General features: G+C 64.0%; 16 protein-coding genes. 12 read left to right on the top strand and 4 right to left on the bottom strand.

Going from position 1 to position 16,826, the window contains the following annotated elements; translation table 11 throughout:
• Positions 1–24: 24 nt before the first annotated feature.
• Together M5C71_RS22500 and sixA are read left to right on the top strand one after the other, a co-directional pair.
• Positions 25–360, top strand: a complete 336-nt coding sequence (locus M5C71_RS22500) for a DUF4389 domain-containing protein (protein WP_100940855.1) — start codon at positions 25–27, stop codon at positions 358–360.
• Positions 357–806 (top strand): phosphohistidine phosphatase SixA, encoded by a 450-nt coding sequence (gene sixA, locus M5C71_RS22495; RefSeq protein ID WP_177100376.1) that lies wholly within the window; start codon positions 357–359, stop codon positions 804–806. The genes M5C71_RS22500 and sixA overlap by 4 nt, the downstream gene beginning before the upstream one ends.
• Before the next feature lie 3 nt (positions 807–809).
• Here sixA and M5C71_RS22490 read toward each other — a convergent pair whose 3' ends face one another.
• A complete protein-coding gene (locus M5C71_RS22490) occupies positions 810–1,625 on the bottom strand; it encodes a pentapeptide repeat-containing protein (protein ID WP_247263269.1) in 816 nt (271 codons plus the stop codon).
• A gap of 222 nt (positions 1,626–1,847) precedes the next feature.
• Here M5C71_RS22490 and M5C71_RS22485 point away from each other — a divergent pair, with 222 nt between their 5' ends.
• The 5 genes from M5C71_RS22485 to M5C71_RS22465 all read left to right on the top strand — a co-directional run bounded on the left by M5C71_RS22485 (position 1,848) and on the right by M5C71_RS22465 (position 6,208).
• A complete protein-coding gene (locus tag M5C71_RS22485) occupies positions 1,848–2,291 on the top strand; it encodes a hotdog fold thioesterase (protein WP_103498777.1) in 444 nt (147 codons plus the stop codon).
• A 111-nt stretch (positions 2,292–2,402) separates the two neighbouring features.
• Complete coding sequence (locus M5C71_RS22480; RefSeq protein ID WP_177100372.1) at positions 2,403–3,212, top strand: alpha/beta hydrolase; 810 nt, start codon at positions 2,403–2,405, stop codon at positions 3,210–3,212.
• Positions 3,209–4,063 (top strand): alpha/beta hydrolase, encoded by an 855-nt coding sequence (locus M5C71_RS22475; RefSeq protein ID WP_248768745.1) that lies wholly within the window; start codon positions 3,209–3,211, stop codon positions 4,061–4,063. The genes M5C71_RS22480 and M5C71_RS22475 overlap by 4 nt, the downstream gene beginning before the upstream one ends.
• A 147-nt stretch (positions 4,064–4,210) precedes the next feature.
• The gene (locus M5C71_RS22470) at positions 4,211–5,029 is read left to right on the top strand and encodes a DUF4892 domain-containing protein (protein WP_103498788.1); all 819 of its coding nucleotides are present in this window, start codon (positions 4,211–4,213) and stop codon (positions 5,027–5,029) included.
• 126 nt (positions 5,030–5,155) lie between these two features.
• Positions 5,156–6,208, top strand: coding sequence for an AI-2E family transporter (locus M5C71_RS22465; protein WP_103498780.1), 1,053 nt, complete (start codon positions 5,156–5,158; stop codon positions 6,206–6,208).
• A gap of 135 nt (positions 6,209–6,343) precedes the next feature.
• Here M5C71_RS22465 and M5C71_RS22460 read toward each other — a convergent pair whose 3' ends face one another.
• The 3 genes from M5C71_RS22460 to M5C71_RS22450 form a co-directional block, all read right to left on the bottom strand.
• Entirely contained in the window at positions 6,344–7,222 is an 879-nt protein-coding gene (locus tag M5C71_RS22460) for an EF-hand domain-containing protein (RefSeq protein ID WP_248768744.1), read from the bottom strand.
• Between the two features lie 115 nt (positions 7,223–7,337).
• Positions 7,338–8,378, bottom strand: a complete 1,041-nt coding sequence (locus tag M5C71_RS22455) for an ATP-binding protein (RefSeq protein ID WP_248768743.1) — start codon at positions 8,376–8,378, stop codon at positions 7,338–7,340.
• On the bottom strand, positions 8,378–9,142 hold the full coding sequence (locus M5C71_RS22450) for a response regulator (RefSeq protein WP_103498615.1): 765 nt from the start codon (positions 9,140–9,142) through the stop codon (positions 8,378–8,380). The genes M5C71_RS22455 and M5C71_RS22450 overlap by 1 nt, the downstream gene beginning before the upstream one ends.
• A 351-nt stretch (positions 9,143–9,493) precedes the next feature.
• Between M5C71_RS22450 and kdpF the strand changes: the two genes are divergently transcribed.
• The 5 genes from kdpF (at position 9,494) to M5C71_RS22425 (ending at position 16,796) form a co-directional block, all read left to right on the top strand.
• Complete coding sequence (kdpF, locus tag M5C71_RS22445; protein ID WP_017128001.1) at positions 9,494–9,583, top strand: K(+)-transporting ATPase subunit F; 90 nt, start codon at positions 9,494–9,496, stop codon at positions 9,581–9,583.
• Positions 9,584–9,594: 11 nt separating this feature from the next.
• A complete protein-coding gene (gene kdpA / locus M5C71_RS22440; RefSeq protein ID WP_248768742.1) occupies positions 9,595–11,289 on the top strand; it encodes a potassium-transporting ATPase subunit KdpA in 1,695 nt (564 codons plus the stop codon).
• A 10-nt stretch (positions 11,290–11,299) separates the two neighbouring features.
• Positions 11,300–13,363, top strand: a complete 2,064-nt coding sequence (gene kdpB / locus M5C71_RS22435) for a potassium-transporting ATPase subunit KdpB (protein WP_103498617.1) — start codon at positions 11,300–11,302, stop codon at positions 13,361–13,363.
• A gap of 70 nt (positions 13,364–13,433) precedes the next feature.
• Positions 13,434–13,985 (top strand): potassium-transporting ATPase subunit KdpC, encoded by a 552-nt coding sequence (gene kdpC / locus M5C71_RS22430; RefSeq protein WP_103498618.1) that lies wholly within the window; start codon positions 13,434–13,436, stop codon positions 13,983–13,985.
• A 159-nt stretch (positions 13,986–14,144) separates the two neighbouring features.
• Positions 14,145–16,796, top strand: coding sequence for a sensor histidine kinase KdpD (locus tag M5C71_RS22425; protein ID WP_248747552.1), 2,652 nt, complete (start codon positions 14,145–14,147; stop codon positions 16,794–16,796).
• The last annotated feature ends 30 nt before the right edge of the window (positions 16,797–16,826 follow it).

The raw sequence follows: 16,826 nt of genomic DNA, 5'->3' as shown, positions 1-16,826 counted from the left end.
TATTCAGCGCCACGGGAGCGAGCCATGAACGAGTCCAAGTACGAATCCATTGTGTTGCGCATTGTCTGGATGCTGGTGTTCCTGCTGGTCTGGCAGGTCGCGCAGTTCATCCTCGGCGGGGTGGTGCTGGTGCAACTGGGTTACAGATTGTTCTACGGCGCGCCAAGCGCCAACCTGATGAACTTCGGCGACAGCCTGAGCCAGTTCCTGGCCCAGATCGGTCGCTTCGGCAGTTTCCATACCGAACAGAAGCCCTGGCCGTTCGCCGATTGGCCGACCCCACGGGCTCCTGAAGGCGAAGCCCCGCATGTGGTGCCGCCAGCGCCGCATCCGGCCCGTGATGAGGAGCCCAAGCTATGAAAGTCTGGGTTCTGCGTCATGGTGAAGCTGAACCCCAGGCCCGCAGCGACGCCGAACGGGCGTTGACCGCCCACGGCCGCGAGCAGGTCCTGCGCAGTGCCGCGCACCTGATCGGCCAGCCGTTGCAGGCGATCTACGCCAGTCCTTACCTGAGGGCGCAGCAAACCGCGCAGCTGGTACGTGATGCGCTGGGTTTCGATGCAGAGATCATCACCGTGCCCTGGCTGACCCCCGAGGGTAATCCGCGGGATGTCAGCCAGCGGCTCGACACCGGCGAGAACCTGTTGCTGGTCAGCCATCAGCCGTTGGTGGGCAATCTGCTCAGCCTGTTGCAGCACGGCCATGTGCGCCAGCCGGAGCCCATGGGCACGGCCAGCCTGGCCGAGCTGGAAGGGGAGTTGCCGCTGGACGGGGCGATGACGCTGCTGGGCGTCAGGCACCCCTGAGGTTCAGTGACTCAACACCGCGCCGAGCAGGTCGGTGCGGGTGTTTTTCAAGGTCGCGGCGTTGACCTTGGCGCCCTTGAACAGACAGGCTTCAAAGTGACCGGAGAGCACCGCATTCCTCAGGTCGCAATGGCTGAAGTCGTTGCTTTTGAAACCACTCGAGAGCAATGCGCCGTTGAGGTTGGCCGCCCTGAAGTCGGCCTCCTGGTATTGCCCGAAAAATCTCACCCCGCGTAAATCGCCGCCGCTCAGGTCGACGCCGATCATATTGACGTTGGTCACCTGCAAGGTCCGTAACGCCTGGCAGATGGACGCCTTGCTCCAGTACCTGAACGCACGGCGGGTTTCGTCGTCCTGGAATGGCAGGCACGCGACGGCTTGATGATCCTTGGTGGCAATGTTCTGGGCGCAGCGCTTCAGGGCGTTGGTCAGTTGCGGTGACAGCGAGGGCGGCACCCGCAAGTCGAAGAGTTTCTTCTGCACATGCAGGGATACCCGGCCGCCACCGTCCAGGTGAACGCCGTCCCAACTGTTGAGGATGCCGGTAAAGCGCGCGGCGGCGGCCACCATCAATTCCAGCAGGTCGGCCAACGGGTACTGGCGCAGGGACGGCGCGCTGCCGAGGAACACCCGAGCCTGGGCCAGTGAGTCCTTCAAACCCAGCAGGGTCAGGTCCCGTTCGATCTGCGAGAAATCGTCTGGCATCAGCTCGCAGATCGTGCGGCTGTGCAGCTCGCTCGGGTGGGGGGGTGAGAGAACGGGGACCTGGGGGTCACCCGAGGGCATGAAGCGACGAAGAAGACGGCCTATCGTTGCCATGGAGATCTCTTGCAAGGGCTGGAAGGCGGAAATTCGACGCGATATGCCCCTTGGCGACTATCAGATTCCGCCCGGATTTCCTCGTGTGGGCTGTTGCCTCCTGCGTGCCGCAGGGCCTTTTTCAGCTTGCGAGCTTCTGTTCTTCCGTGAAATAGTCGACCGAGCGTCTGCTTGGTTGGCTGGCCGCCGGCATGACGAACAACCACAGTAGGGGAATCAAACATGGCTTTGTGGCGCACCGTACCGAATCTCGAACAACTCAATGCCTCGCAGAAAAACACCATCGGCGAACTGCTGGATATTCGCTTCGAAGCCTTTGACGATGAATCGCTGACCGCCAGCATGGTGATCGATCATCGCACCCACCAACCCTACGGGCTGCTGCACGGCGGCGCCTCGGTGGTGCTGGCCGAAAGCGTCGGCTCGATGGCCAGCTACCTGTGCATCGACGCGAGCAAATTCTATTGCGTGGGCCTGGAAATCAACGCCAACCACCTGCGCGGCTTGCGCAGCGGGCGGGTGACCGCCGTGGCCAAGGCCATTCATATCGGTCGCACCACCCATGTCTGGGATATCCGCCTGAGCAGTGACGAGGGCAAGGCCAGCTGCGTGTCGCGCCTGACCATGGCCGTGGTGCCGCTGGGGCAAACACCGCCGGCGCGCTGAGCCGGGTCATAGCCATGGCCGGACTGTCATCATTCCTGGCAGTTACGGTCATTGCTGTGGGACCCGCGCGTGCCGACAATGAACACCTGTCTTTTTCGAGATGCTCCCGGTATGTCGCAACCCGTGTTCTTTGCCCACGCCAACGGTTTTCCCTCGGGGACCTACGGCAAGTTGTTCGCCGCGCTGGCCCCGGAATATCAGGTGGCGCATCTGCAACAGCATGCCCACGACCCGCGTTTCCCGGCGGACGATAACTGGCACAACCTGGTCGACGAACTGATCCACCATCTGGAGCAGCAGCCCGAACCGGTCTGGGGTGTCGGCCATTCCCTGGGCGGTGTCCTGCATCTGCACGCGGCCCTGCGTCGCCCGCAGCTCTACAGGGGCGTGGTGATGCTTGACTCGCCGGTGCTGACCCGTGCCGACCAGTGGGTGATCCGCGCCGCCAAGCGCCTGGGTTTTATCGATCGGCTGACGCCGGCCGGGCGCACCCTGGGGCGTCGGGAAGAGTTCACCGACCTCGCCGCCGCGCGTCAGTACTTTGCCGGCAAGACCCTGTTTCGCGGCTTTGATCCGGAGTGCTTCGACGCGTACCTGCAACATGGTCTGCGCCAGGACGGCGGGCGCTTGCGCCTGAGCTTCGATCCGGCCACGGAAATCAGCATCTATCGTGGTGTGCCGCACACCAGCCCGGGCCTGGCCCGGCATTTGAAGGTGCCGCTGGCGGTGGTCCGTGGCCAGCAGAGCCGGGTGGTCATGCCCCATCACACCCGCAGTGTCGGCCGCCTGCCCCATGGCGAATCCCTGAGCATGCCCGGCGGCCACATGTTTCCCCTGGAGCGTCCGCAGGACACCGCGCGTTTGCTCAAGGATATTTTCGCCCGCTGGGAACGCCAGGACGGGCAGGGACGTTGCGCATGAGCCATCCGGTCGAAGAGGTACGCCTGAGCCTGCCGCATATTGAGTTGGCGGCTCATCTGTTCGGTCCCGAGGACGGGCAGCCGGTGATTGCCCTGCACGGTTGGCTGGACAACGCCAACAGCTTCGCGCGCCTGGCGCCGAAGCTGCACGGCCTGCGTATCGTCGCCCTGGACATGGCCGGGCACGGGCATTCCGGACATCGACCGGTGGGCGCCGGGTATGCGTTGTGGGACTACGTCTACGATGTCTTGCAGGTGGCTGAACAGTTGGGCTGGAAGCGCTTCAGCCTGTTGGGGCATTCGTTGGGCGCGATTGTCTCGATCGTGCTGGCCGGTGCCTTGCCGGAGCGCGTGACGCGCCTGGCCCTGATCGACGGCGTGATTCCCCCTACCAGCAGTGACGAAAACGCCGCCGAACGCCTGGGCATGGCCTTGCAGGCGCAGTTGGAATTGCAGGACAAGCGCAAGTCGGTGCATGGGACCCTGGACCGGGCCATCGAAGCGCGCATGAAAGGGATGGTGGCGGTCAGCCGTGAAGCCGCTGAGTTGCTGGCCCAGCGCGGACTGATGCCGGTGCCCGGGGGCTACACCTGGCGCAGCGACAACCGTCTGACCCTGCCGTCGCCGTTGCGCCTGACCGAGGAGCAGGCCATGGCCTTTATCCGTCGTATCGCCTGCCCGGCGCAGTTGGTGGTGGCCGAGCAAGGCATACTGGCCCAGCACAAGGACTTGCTCGATCGTCTACCCTTTAGCCTGGAGCACCTGCCGGGTGGGCACCATCTGCACTTGAACGACGAGGCCGGGGCCATCCTTGTCGCAGACTGTTTCAATCGCTTTTTCTCCACGCCTTGACTTGTCGCCTGCAACTGTCGAGGCTTGGTGGGTTGAAAGGGAGACAACCATGCCAGACCTCGACCTCCACACGACCTTGAGTCGTCCTGTTCCGGCACGTTCTGTTCCGGTTATCGCGCTTACCGTTCAGGCCCTGTCTATCCGATGATGAAGTTATCCACAGCCCTGGCCTGCGCCTTTGGGATGGCCTGCTGCAGTTCGCCGCTTTTCGCCGCCGATGTACCAGGCAGTCATGACCTGGCGCTGGTGCCGCGTCTGGCCGATGCGCAGATCGTCGACTATCGGGCGCCGGCCGAGCTGGAACGGATTTATCCACAGAGCGCGATCCGCAAGATCAGCAACCGCCTGCGCACCGATGCCCAGGTCAGCGCCCGTGGGCAGATGACCTCGGTGACCTATGAGCTGCCGCCCGAGCATGGCGCCGACGAAGCCTTCACCGCGGCGCGCGAAGCCTTGCAGAAGGAGGGCGCGCAGTTGCTGTTCTGGTGCCAGGCCCGCGACTGTGGGGAAAACAGCCTGTGGGCCAATGAAGTGTTCGGTAATTCCACGTTGTCCGGTGCCGACGATCAGCAGGCTTACCTGCTGCTGCGCCTTGCGGCCCCGGCGGACAATTCGCTGGTGGCGTTGTACAGCATCACTCGCGGCAACCGCCGCGCCTACCTGCATGTGGAGCAGTTCGCCTCCGCTTCGCCGCTGGGCGAATTGCTGCCCACCTCCGCGACCTTGCTGCGGGAACTGCGCGATACCGGCAAGCTCGACTTCCCGAAATTGGCCGGCGCCCCCCAGGATACCTGGGTCACCCTGATTTCCCGGGGCCTGAACCTGGACGCTACCTTGCGGGTCAGCCTTTCTGGAGCTTCCGCCGAGGCCTGGCGCCAGGCGCTGATGGCCCAGGGCGTGAGGGCCGCGCGCCTGGAGGCGGGCAGCGCCACCTCCAGTGGTTTGCATATCGAATTGCTGCGTTAGACGCTGTACGAATGACCACCGAGAGACGATCATGCGCGTTTACCGCTGAACCCGGGTCGTCTGTCGGTAAACGCCTGACCCAGGCTTGGCCTACGCTTTCATTGCCGTCTCTTGTCTGGAAAGACCATGCCCAATAATGATCGTCTGCTGGTGCAGATACTGCTCCTGGTACTGTTCGGTGCCACCTTGTGGGTGCTGGCGCCGTTCTGGTCGGCGCTGTTCTGGGGCGCCGTGCTGGCGTTTGCCAGTTGGCCGCTGATGCGCCTGTTGACCCGTGTGCTCGGTCACCGCGAATCCCTGGCGGCCGGGCTGCTGACGTTGGGCTGGATGTTGCTGGTGGCCGTGCCCCTGGTCTGGCTGGGGCTCAACCTGGCGGACCATGTGCGCGATGCGGTGACCTTTATCAAGGATGCCCAGGTCGACGGGCTGCCCGCGGCCCCGGCCTGGCTGGGCAGCTTGCCGATCGTCGGCGAACGCCTGGTGGGTCTCTGGAACACCATCGACCAGCAGGGCGCGGCCTTGCTGGTGACGATCAAGCCTTATCTGGGGCAGGTCGGCAACTGGTTGCTGGCGCGCAGCGCGCAGATCGGCGGCGGGATCCTCGAACTGACCCTGAGCATTGTCTTCGTGTTCTTTTTCTATCGCGACGGTCCACGACTGGCGACCTTTATCCACGGCTTGCTGGAGCGGCTGATCGGCGAGCGTGCCGATTACTACCAGGAGCTGGTGGCGGGCACGGTGCAGCGGGTGGTCAACGGTGTGATCGGCACGGCGGCGGCCCAGGCCCTGCTGGCGTTGATCGGCTTCCTGATCGCCGGTATTCCCGGGGCCCTGGTGCTGGGCATCGCGACCTTCCTGCTCAGCCTGATTCCCATGGGCCCGCCGCTGGTCTGGATTCCCGCCACGGCCTGGCTGGCCTGGAAAGGCGAGTACGGGATGGCGGTGTTTCTCGGGATCTGGGGCACGTTCATCATCAGTGGCGTGGACAACGTACTCAAGCCGTACCTGATCAGCCGTGGCGGCAACCTGCCGTTGGTGATTGTGTTGCTGGGAGTGTTTGGCGGCTTGATCGCCTTCGGCTTTATCGGCCTGTTTATCGGCCCGACCTTGCTGGCGGTGGCCTACAGCTTGCTGATCGACTGGAGCGCGAGCCAGTCGCGGCGTGAAGAGAAGTCCTGATCTTCGTTCGATCTTGAAAGCAGCACCGAACCTGTAGGAGCGTGGCTTGCCCGCGAAGAGGCCCTTGAGACCGCTAAAAGCTTCGCGGGCAAGCCACGCTCCTACAAGGTCAGGTGTGTTCTTACAGCCGATGGATCAGGCCGCAGCGGCAGTGACGTTACCGCTCTGCGCCACGGTCTGGCTCTTGAGGTTGACCATCAAGCGGCTCAACGCCTCTTTGATGTTGTCCTGGGCGGTCTGGCTATTGGTGCCCGAACCGGTACCCGAGCCGCTACCACTGTTGCTGCTGCCGCTCGCATTGGCCAGGGCCTGGAGCAGGAACGTGGTGGCGTTGAAGCTGCTGCTGCTGGTGCTGGTGGTGCTGGTCGCGTCAGTGCTCGAGCTGCTGGTCGAGGTGCCCTGCAAGGCGCTGGTCAACTCGGCCTGGCTGATGCTGCCGTCGCCATTGGTGTCCAGTTCACTGAACAGGTCAGTGGCGGACACGGCTTGTGGCGGTGGTGGTGGCGGCTGGATTCCGGACAGGGCCGAAGCCAGTTCGCTGCTGCTGATGCTGCCGCTGTTGTCGGTGTCCAGGGCGCTGAACAGCGAGGAGCTGTCGGCGGTGCTGCCAGCGTTGGTCAGCCCGGCGGCCAGTTCGCTGCTGCTGATGGAACCGTCACCATTGGTGTCCAGGGACTGGAGCAGCTCATCGGCCAGTTGGGTATCGGGCTTGCCGCCGCCATGACCGCCGTGGGCGTGGGGTTTCATCGCCGACAGTTCGGTGGCACTGATGGTGCCGCTGCCGTCGGTGTCCAGCGCGCTGAAATTCTGACTCAGGTCATTGAGCACTTTGCTGCCGCTGTTCTGCGATAGGGCGGCGTTCAGTTCGTCCTTGCTGATGGAGCCGTCACCATTGGTGTCGAGCTTGGCCAGCAGTTGCTTCTGGAACTGTTGCTGGCGTTGTGTCGCTGTCGTGCTGCTGGTGTTGTAACCGGTATAGCTCGAGTAGTTGCTGACGCTACTGATCGTGCTCATAAGTGCACACTCCCTAAGTGTTGGCAAAGCCAATGACAGTGCATCGGCTTGTGCAGACTCCAAGGCTCAGGTGTCGAGGGTGTGTGGGCTTTGTACCTGTTGTTACACAGAGGGCTCAGGCCCGGGGCAGACGGACCACGGCGGTCAGGCCGCCGCCCGGGGTTTCTTCCAGGGTCAGCTCGCCGCCCAGGCGCTGGGCCGCTTCCCGGGCGATGGTCATGCCCAGGCCGACGCCGCCGGAATTGCGGTTGCGCGAACCTTCCAGGCGATAGAAGGGTTCGAACACCGCCTCGCGTTTTTCCGCGGCAATCCCCGGACCATGGTCGATCACCCGGATCAGCAATTGCCGACGGCTGTCTTCCAGGGTGATCAGGGCGTCGCCGGCATAACGCAGGGCATTGTCCAGCAGGTTGTTCAGGCACGAACGCAATGCCATGGGCTGCACCAGCAACGGCGCGCAGTGGCCGCTGGCCTGGACCTGCGAGCCCTGGTCCTGGGCGTTTTCGCAGAGGGATTCGACCAGCGCCTGGACGTCCATCCATTGCATGGCTTCGCTGGTGCGCTGCTCATGCAGGTAACTGAGGGTGGCATCGAGCATGCCGATCATGTCGTCCAGGTCCTGGCGCATCTGACCCTGGAGTTTCATGTTGTCGACCTGTTCGAGCCGCAGCTTGAGGCGTGACAGCGGCGTGCGCAGGTCGTGGGACACCGCGCCGAGCATGCGCCCGCGTTGCTGCACCTGTTCACGGATGCGTTGCTGCATCAGGTTGAAGGTGTTGGCCGCCAGCCGTGCCTCACGCGGGCCGGTTTCATCCAGCGGCGGGCTGTTGAGGTCTTCGCTGAGACGTTCGGCGGCGTCGCTCAGGCGCTGGATCGGCCGCGACAGCAGCTTGGCGCCATACCAGGCGACAATCACCAGGGAAATGATCTGCAGCGTCAGCGGCACCAGCGGTCCGCCGAACCAGGGCCGGGGCGGGCGGCGGTGGGGCGGCGGATGGTCGGGGTCGAAATTTTCCATCATGCCGGGAGGTGGCGGCGGTGGTGGCCCGCCACCGTAATGATGGAACCAGAGAAAACCCAGCAAATGGGCGAGGATGATCGCCACCAGCGACACGCCGAACAGGCGACCGAACAGCGTGTCGAGGCGTGTACGCATCAGCCGATCTCTTTTGCGTCGAACAGGTAACCTTCACCGCGCACGGTCTTGATCAATTGCGGCGATTTCGGGTCGTCGCCGAGTTTCTGTCGCAGACGCGAGACCAGCAGGTCGATGCTGCGGTCGAAGGCCTCGATGGAGCGACCCCGGGCGGCATCGAGCAACTGCTCGCGGCTGAGGACCCGGCGCGGGCGTTCGATAAACACCCAGAGCAGGCGGAACTCGGCGTTGGATAGCGGCACCACCAGTCCGTCGTCGGCGATCAGCTGGCGCAGCACACTGTTCAAACGCCAGTTGTCGAAGCGGATATTGGCCCGCTGTTCGGTGCGGTCGTCACGTACCCGGCGCAGGATGGTCTGGATCCGGGCCACCAGCTCACGGGGCTCGAAGGGCTTGGCCATGTAATCGTCGGCGCCCAGTTCCAGGCCGATGATCCGGTCGGTGGGTTCGCAACGGGCGGTGAGCATCAGGATCGGGATGTCCGATTCGGTGCGCAGCCAGCGGCACAGCGACAGGCCGTCTTCACCCGGAAGCATCAGGTCGAGGACCACCACGTCGAAGGTTTCAAGCTGCAAGGCCTGGCGCATGCCGGCGCCGTCGGTGACACCGGTGGCCTGGATGCTGAAGCGTGCCAGGTAGTCGATCAGCAGTTCGCGGATGGGAATATCGTCATCGACGATCAGCGCGCGGACATTCCAGCGCTTGTCATCGCTCGGTGAGAGCGGTTTGTTGACATCAGCCAGAGGAGCGGGAGTGTTCTGCATGCGGGCGATTATCTACCGGTAAGCGGCCAACCACGAAAGAGGGGCCGCGAATTGTTGCAGGATAGGTACCCGGTCCGAAGGCCGGAATCCCTTTCAAGTGTAGCTATGCACGAAGCTACAGGGGGCGGATGTTGGCCGCTTGTCGGTTTTGTATCGAGACTGATACAAGCGGCCCGCGTCAAATCGGTCATCTCCCTGGAACTCCTACGGATTCTAGGGTGTAACTCCTACGTAAAGTCACTCTTTACGCCTTCTTTACGCATCGCCCCCGGCCTCGCCCTCGTTCCTTTACGGCCTCCCTCACGACAATAAGCCCCACACACGGCCGTTGCCGTACCAAGGGGAAATTCCATGAGCATTCTGGACGGGGTGTCACTGCTGCTGGCTGTGGCGCTGTTCATTTATCTACTGGTTGCGCTGTTGCGCGCGGACCGGAACTAGGAGCGGCAGGTATGCACAGTTATGACTATTTGCTGATCCTGGCGTTTCTCGTGCTGGTGCTTGCGCCGGCACCGGCATTAGGGCGGTTCTACTACAACGTGATGGAAGGTAAGCGGACCTGGCTGACGCCGGTGTTCGGGCCGCTGGAACGGGCCTGTTATCGCCTGTCCGGGGTCGATGCCAGCAGCGAGCAGAGCTGGCAGAAATATGCCCTGGCCTTGCTCGCCTTCAACCTCGCGGGCTTCCTGGTGTTGTTCGCGATCCTGCTGTTCCAGCAGTACCTGCCGCTCAACCCGCAGAATCTGCCGGGTCTGGAGTGGACCCTGTCGTTCAACACCGCCATCAGTTTCATGACCAACACCAACTGGCAGAACTACAGCGGTGAAGCGTCCCTGAGCTACCTGAGCCAGATGGCCGGCCTCACGGTGCAGAACTTTGCCAGTGCCGCCACCGGCCTGGCCGTACTGGTCGCTCTGTGCCGCGGCATCAGCCGACGTTCAACGGCGACCCTGGGCAACTTCTGGGTCGACATGACCCGTGCCATTCTCTATGGCTTGCTGCCGATGTGCCTGATCATGGCGCTGTTCCTGGTCTGGCAGGGTGTTCCGCAGACCTTCGCCCACTACGTCAATGCCGTGACCCTGCAGGGCGCCGACCAGGTTATTCCCCTGGGCCCGGCGGCCAGCCAGATCGCGATCAAGCAATTGGGTACCAACGGCGGCGGTTTCTTCGGCGTCAACTCGGCCCATCCGTTCGAAAACCCGACCGCCCTGAGCGACCTGATCGAACTGGTGTCGATCATCCTGATTCCGGCGGCGCTGGTGTTCACCTTCGGGCATTACGTCAAGGACCTGCGCCAGAGCCGAGCCATCATGGGTTGCATGCTCGCCCTGCTGCTGATCGGCGGCGCGGTGTCGCTGTATGCCGAATATCAGCCGAACCCGGCGTTGCACAATCCGCTGGTGGAGCAGACCGCTCCGTTGGAAGGCAAGGAAACCCGCTTCGGTACTACCGCCAGCGTGGTGTGGGCGGTGACCACCACCGCCGCCTCGAACGGTTCGGTCAACGCCATGCATGACAGCCTCAATCCCCTGAGCGGGATGGTGGCGCTGGTCAACATGATGGTCGGCGAAGTGATCTTCGGCGGCGTCGGCGCGGGCCTCTACGGCATGCTGCTGAACGTGCTGATCGCGGTGTTCCTCGCGGGCCTGATGATCGGTCGTACTCCGGAATACCTGGGCAAGAAACTCCAGGCCAAGGAAGTGCAACTGCTGGTGGTGACCTTGCTGGTGATGCCAGTGGGCACCCTGGTGCTCGGCGCGCTGGCTGCCAGCCTGCCTGGACCTGCCGCGGCCGTCAGCAACCCGGGGCCCCATGGCTTCAGTCAACTGCTGTACGCCTACACCTCGGCCACCGCGAATAACGGTTCGGCGTTCGGTGGTTTCAGTGCCAACACCACGTTCCACAACCTGATGATGAGCCTGAGCATGCTGCTCGGTCGCTTCGGTTACATCTTCCCGGTACTGGCCCTGGCCGGCAGCCTGGCGATGAAGAAGACCGCACCGATTGGCCAGAACAGTTTTCCGACCCATGGCCTGCTGTTTGTCACGTTGCTGACGGTGACCATCCTGCTGGTGGGTGGCTTGACCTTCCTGCCGACGCTGGCGCTGGGCCCGATTGCCGAACATCTGAGCATGGGTTTCTGAGGAAATAATGATGAATATGCCTCTTCCCGCAGCAAAAACGGCGCAAGCCAGACCGGCCGAGCCAGCCAAGACCGCGATGTCCGCCCTGTGGCGTCCGGCCCTGGTCCAGGCTTTCGTCAAGCTCGACCCGCGCCAGTTGCAACGTGCACCGGTGATGTTCGTGGTCGAACTGACGGCGATCCTGACCACTGTCCTGTGCTTTGTGCCGGACAGCACTGTTTCGATCTTTATCTCCGCCCAGATCGCCCTCTGGCTGTGGTTCACCGTGTTGTTCGCCAACTTTGCCGAGGCCCTGGCCGAAGGGCGCGGCAAGGCCCGCGCCGACAGCCTGAAGGCCGGCAGCGAAGGCCTGGTGGCCCATCGCCGCAAGGCCAATGGCAGCTTCGAATCGGTTCCCGCCGCCAACCTGCGCAAAGGTGACGTGGTACGGGTGGCCGCCGGGGAAATGATCCCTGGCGACGGCGAGGTGATCGAAGGGATCGCCGCGGTCAACGAAGCGGCGATTACCGGTGAGTCCGCGCCGGTGATTCGTGAGTCCGGCGGCGACCGCTCGGCGGTCACCGGCAATACCCGCCTGGTGTCCGACTGGCTGATCGTGCGCATCACCGCCAACCCCGGTGAGTCGACCCTGGACCGCATGATCGCGTTGGTGGAAGGTGCCAAGCGCCAGAAGACCCCCAACGAAGTGGCGCTGGATATCCTGCTGATCGGCTTGACCCTGATCTTCCTGCTGGTGGTGGTGACCCTGCAGCCGTTCGCCCACTTCTCCGGTGGCAGCCTGCCGCTGGTGTTCCTGGTGGCATTGCTGGTGACCCTGATTCCGACCACCATCGGCGGCCTGCTCTCGGCCATCGGTATCGCCGGGATGGATCGCCTGGTGCGCTTGAATGTGATCGCCAAATCCGGCCGCGCGGTGGAAGCGGCGGGTGACGTGCATGTGCTGTTGCTGGACAAGACCGGCACCATCACCTTCGGCAACCGTCGCTGCACGGCGGTCTACGCCACCCCTGGCGTCAGCGCCAAGGAGCTGGCTGAAGGCGCCTTGCTGGCTTCGCTGGCGGACGACACCGCCGAAGGCAAGTCGATTGTCGAGTACCTGCGTGAACTGCATCCGCAGCAAGAACCGACCGCGGCCGAACTGACCGCCGTACCGTTCAGCGCCGAAACGCGGCTGTCGGGTGTCGACTACCAGGGCCGGGTCTATCGCAAGGGCGCGGTGGATTCACTGCTGGCCTTTGTCGGCCAGAAACGCAGCGACCTGTCGCCGGTTTTGTCCCGGGAAGTCGACCGGATCGCCCAGAGCGGTGGTACGCCGTTGCTGGTCTGCGCCGATGGTCGTCTGCTGGGGGCCATTCACCTGAAGGATGTGGTCAAACCAGGCATTCGTGATCGCTTCGCCGAATTGCGCAAGCTGGGTATCCGCACCGTGATGGTGACCGGCGACAACCCGCTGACCGCGGCGGCTATCGCGGCCGAGGCGGGGGTTGACGATGTGCTGGCCGAAGCCACTCCGGAGAAGAAGCTGGCGCGGATTCGCCTGGAACAGAACGACGGTCGTCTGGTGGCGATGTGCGGTGACGGTGCCAACGACGCCCCGGCACTGGCGCAGGCCGACGTCGGCATGGCGATGAACGACGGTACCCAGGCCGCGCGCGAAGCGGCGAACATGGTCGACCTCGACAGCGACCCGACCAAGCTGCTGGACGTGGTGCAGATCGGCAAGGAATTGCTGGTCACCCGAGGGGCGCTGACCACCTTCTCGATTGCCAACGACGTGGCCAAGTACTTCGCCATCCTGCCGGCGCTGTTCGCCTCGATTTATCCACAGCTGGGCGTGCTCAACGTCATGCACCTGACCAGCCCGCAGAGCGCGATCCTCTCGGCGATCGTGTTCAACGCCCTGATCATCGTCGTGCTGATCCCGCTGGCCCTGCGTGGCGTGCGGGTGCAGGCGGCGAGTGCCGCCCACCTGTTGCGGCGCAACCTGCTGATCTACGGGCTAGGCGGGATCGTGGTGCCGTTCGTGGGGATCAAGGCCATCGACATGCTGCTGACGGCGCTGCACCTGGTGTGACGCGTTTTTCTGCAGGGGCCGGCAAGCCGGCGCCTGCAGGTTGTGTACCCCTGAATTTGAGGAATTGAACATGTCCAGCGTAGTACGTCCGGCCTTGAGCCTGTTGGTCCTGATGACCCTGATTACCGGTGTCGCCTATCCCCTGGTGGTCACCGGCGTGGCCCAGGTGGTCTTCCCGGCGCAGGCCAATGGCAGCCTGGTGCGTGATGCCGACGGCAAGGTCCGTGGCTCGAGCCTGATTGCCCAGGATTTCACCGGTGACACCTGGTTCCATCCGCGGCCTTCGGCGGGGGCCTTTGCCACCGTGTCGAGCTCGTCGAGCAACCTGAGCCCGAGCAACCCGGCCCTGGCCACGCGGATCTTCGACGATGCGACCAAGCAGGCGGTGCCCGGCCAGGGCCCGGTGCCTCTGTCGATGCTGACCACCTCGGCCAGCGGCCTCGATCCGCACTTGCCACCTGAAGCGATTCGCTATCAACTGGCGCGGGTAGCTCAGGCGCGCAACCTGCCGACGGCCGATGTCGAGCGACTGGTTGAAATGCATATCGAGCAACCGCTGATTGGCCCACCGGTGGTCAATGTGCTTGCCTTGAATGCGGCCCTGGCCGAAGTTTCGAAGTAACGCGGCCAATGCCGCCAACACCGCGAACCTTGTAGGAGCCGGCTTGCTGGCGATGCGATCTGGTAGCCGACATCGTTGTTGCCTGGATAACCGCTATCGCCAGCAAGCCGGCTCCTACAAGGAGCGGTGGTGTCAGCTTCATAAGTGAGAACCGATGACATGAGTGATTCCGGTCGCGCCGACGCGCTCCTAGCAGAACTGCCCCGCGACGGTCGTGGCCGGCTCAAGGTCTTCCTCGGCGCTTCGCCCGGTGTCGGCAAGACCTACGCCATGTTGCAGGCCGCCCACACTCAACTGCGCCAGGGTGTGAAGCTCCTCGCCGGGGTGGTGGAAACCCACGGCCGTGCGGAAACCGAGGCGTTGCTCAGCGGTTTGCCGCAGCAGCCGCTGGTGCGCTCCGAATATCGCGGGGTCCTGCTTGAAGAAATGGACCTCGACGGCCTGCTCAAGGCCAAGCCCAAGCTGGTGCTGGTCGATGAACTGGCCCACAGCAACGCCCCCAACAGCCGTCACGTCAAACGCTGGCAGGATGTCCAGGAGTTGCTGGCCGCCGGTATCGATGTGTTCACCACGGTCAACGTCCAGCACCTGGAAAGCCTCAATGACCAGGTGCGCGGTATTACCGGTGTGCAGGTCCGTGAAACCTTGCCGGACTGGGTTCTGCAGGAGGCCGACGAACTGCTGCTGATCGACCTGCCGCCCCGGGAACTGCTGGAGCGCCTGCGCGACGGCAAGGTCTATGTGCCGGAGCAGGCCCGCGCCGCCATCGATGCATTTTTTACCCAGACCAACCTCACCGCCTTGCGCGAACTGGCCATGCAGACGGCCGCGGCCCAGGTCGACAACGACCTGGCCCTCGGTTACCGGACCCTCGGCCAGGCGGCGCCGGCCCTGCGCGGACGCCTGCTGGTGGGAGTGGATGGCGATGCCCAGGCCGAGCGCCTGGTGCGCCATGCCAGTCGGGTCGCCCAGCGCCGGCATCTGCCCTGGAGCCTGGTGCATGTGGACAATGGCAGCGTGCGCGACGAGCAGTCGCGCCTGCGTCTGCAAAGTGCCCAGCAACTGGCCGAGCGTCTCGGCGGCGAAGTGGTGCTGCTGCGCGCCGGGGAAGTGGCCAAGACCCTGATTCAACATGCCGCCGAACGCCGCGCCAGCCTGGTGCTGGTGGGGCAGTCACGGCAACGTTGGCATCGCCGACTGTTTGGCGGAGGCCTGGCGGCGCGTTTGTTGCGCAATGCCCACGGCCTGGAAATCAACGTGCTGGACCGTGACGAAGAGCAACAGGTGGCGCGTACCCGCGATCCGCAAGCGGTGGTCTGGTTCGACTACGCGATGGCTCTGGTGGCGACGATCCTGGCCACCGCCCTGGCCTGGGGCGTGGCCAGTGTGCTGCCATTGCCGAATATTTCCCTGGTGTTCCTCGCCGCCGTGTTGCTGGTGGCGGTGCGCAGCAGCCTGGGGCCGTCGCTGGCCTGTGCGGTGCTGTCGTTCCTGAGTTACGACTTCCTGTTTATCCCGCCGAAATTCTCCTTCGCCATCCAGCGTGAGGAGGATGTGCTGACGCTGCTGTTTTTCCTCTTGATGGCAGCGCTCACCGGTAACCTCGCGGCGCGTCAGCGGCGGCAGCTGGAGGCCCTGCGCGATACCCAGGAAGAAACCAGCGAACTGCTCGACCTGTCGCGCAAGCTGACCGCTGCCACTGATCGCCAGGCAGTCATCAGTGCCGCTTCACAGCACCTCAGTGGCTGGGAAGAGCTGCAAATCTGTCTGCTCAACCGCGACGGCCAGGGCGGCTGGAAAGTCGAGACCGGTGGCCCGCAGACCTTCTCCGAGTCCGAGCGGGCCGCCGCCGACTGGGCCTGGCAGCACGACCAGCCAGCGGGCATGGGTACCGGCACCCTGCCGTTCGGGCGTTGGTGGTGGTGGCCGTTGTCGGCGGAAGAGGGGCCACTGGCCCTGTTGGGGGTTTCTCCCAAAGAGGGGCAGACCCTGAGCGGGCAGCGTCGCCGCCTGTTGACCGCCCTCAGCCAGCCGCTGGCCCAGGCCCTGGCCCGGGCGCAGTTGGCCGATGACCTCGAGGCCGCTCGCCTGCACGGCGAAACCGAACAACTGCGCAGTGCCTTGCTCGCCTCGGTGTCCCATGACTTGCGTACCCCGCTGACGTCCATGCGCGGCAGCATCGACAGCCTGTTGGCGCTGGGCGAGGCGATTCCCCTGGAAGATCGCCGGGAACTGCTGGAAGGCACCCGCGACGAAGCCGAGCGCCTGGACCGTTATATCCAGAACCTGCTGGACATGACCCGGCTCGGCCACGGGGCGCTGAAGCTGGCCCGCGACTGGGTCGCGCCGGCGGATATCATCGGCAGCGCACTGAACCGGCTGCGGGCGGTGTTGGCGCCGTTGCAGGTCAGTACCGAGTTGCCGGCGGATTTGCCGCTACTCTATGTGCACGCGGCGCTGATCGAACAGGCGCTGATCAACGTGATGGAAAACGCCGCGCGCTTTTCACCGCCCCAGGGGCGCCTGCAACTGCGTGCCGGCACCACCGACAAGGAGCTGTTTTTTTCCGTCAGTGACGAAGGACCGGGGATTCCGCAAGATGAGCGGCACAAGATTTTCGACATGTTCTACACCGCCGCCCGTGGCGATCGCGGCGGGCAAGGCACGGGCCTGGGCCTGGCGATCTGCCAGGGGATGGTCGGCGCACACGGCGGACATATTGCCGTGGACGATGGCATTGACGGCCATGGCACCTGTATCACCCTGTTCCTCCCTTTGCAGGAGCAACCGGGCATTGAAAGTGAAGCCTGATATGCTTTGGCCACCGATTGCCATGATGTT

The organism is Pseudomonas sp. MWU12-2345 (genome assembly GCF_023242385.1).
Lineage (GTDB): Bacteria > Pseudomonadota > Gammaproteobacteria > Pseudomonadales > Pseudomonadaceae > Aquipseudomonas > Aquipseudomonas gingeri_D.
The sequence above is the reverse complement of the archived record's forward strand: the minus strand, read 5'-3'. Positions and strand labels throughout refer to the sequence as shown.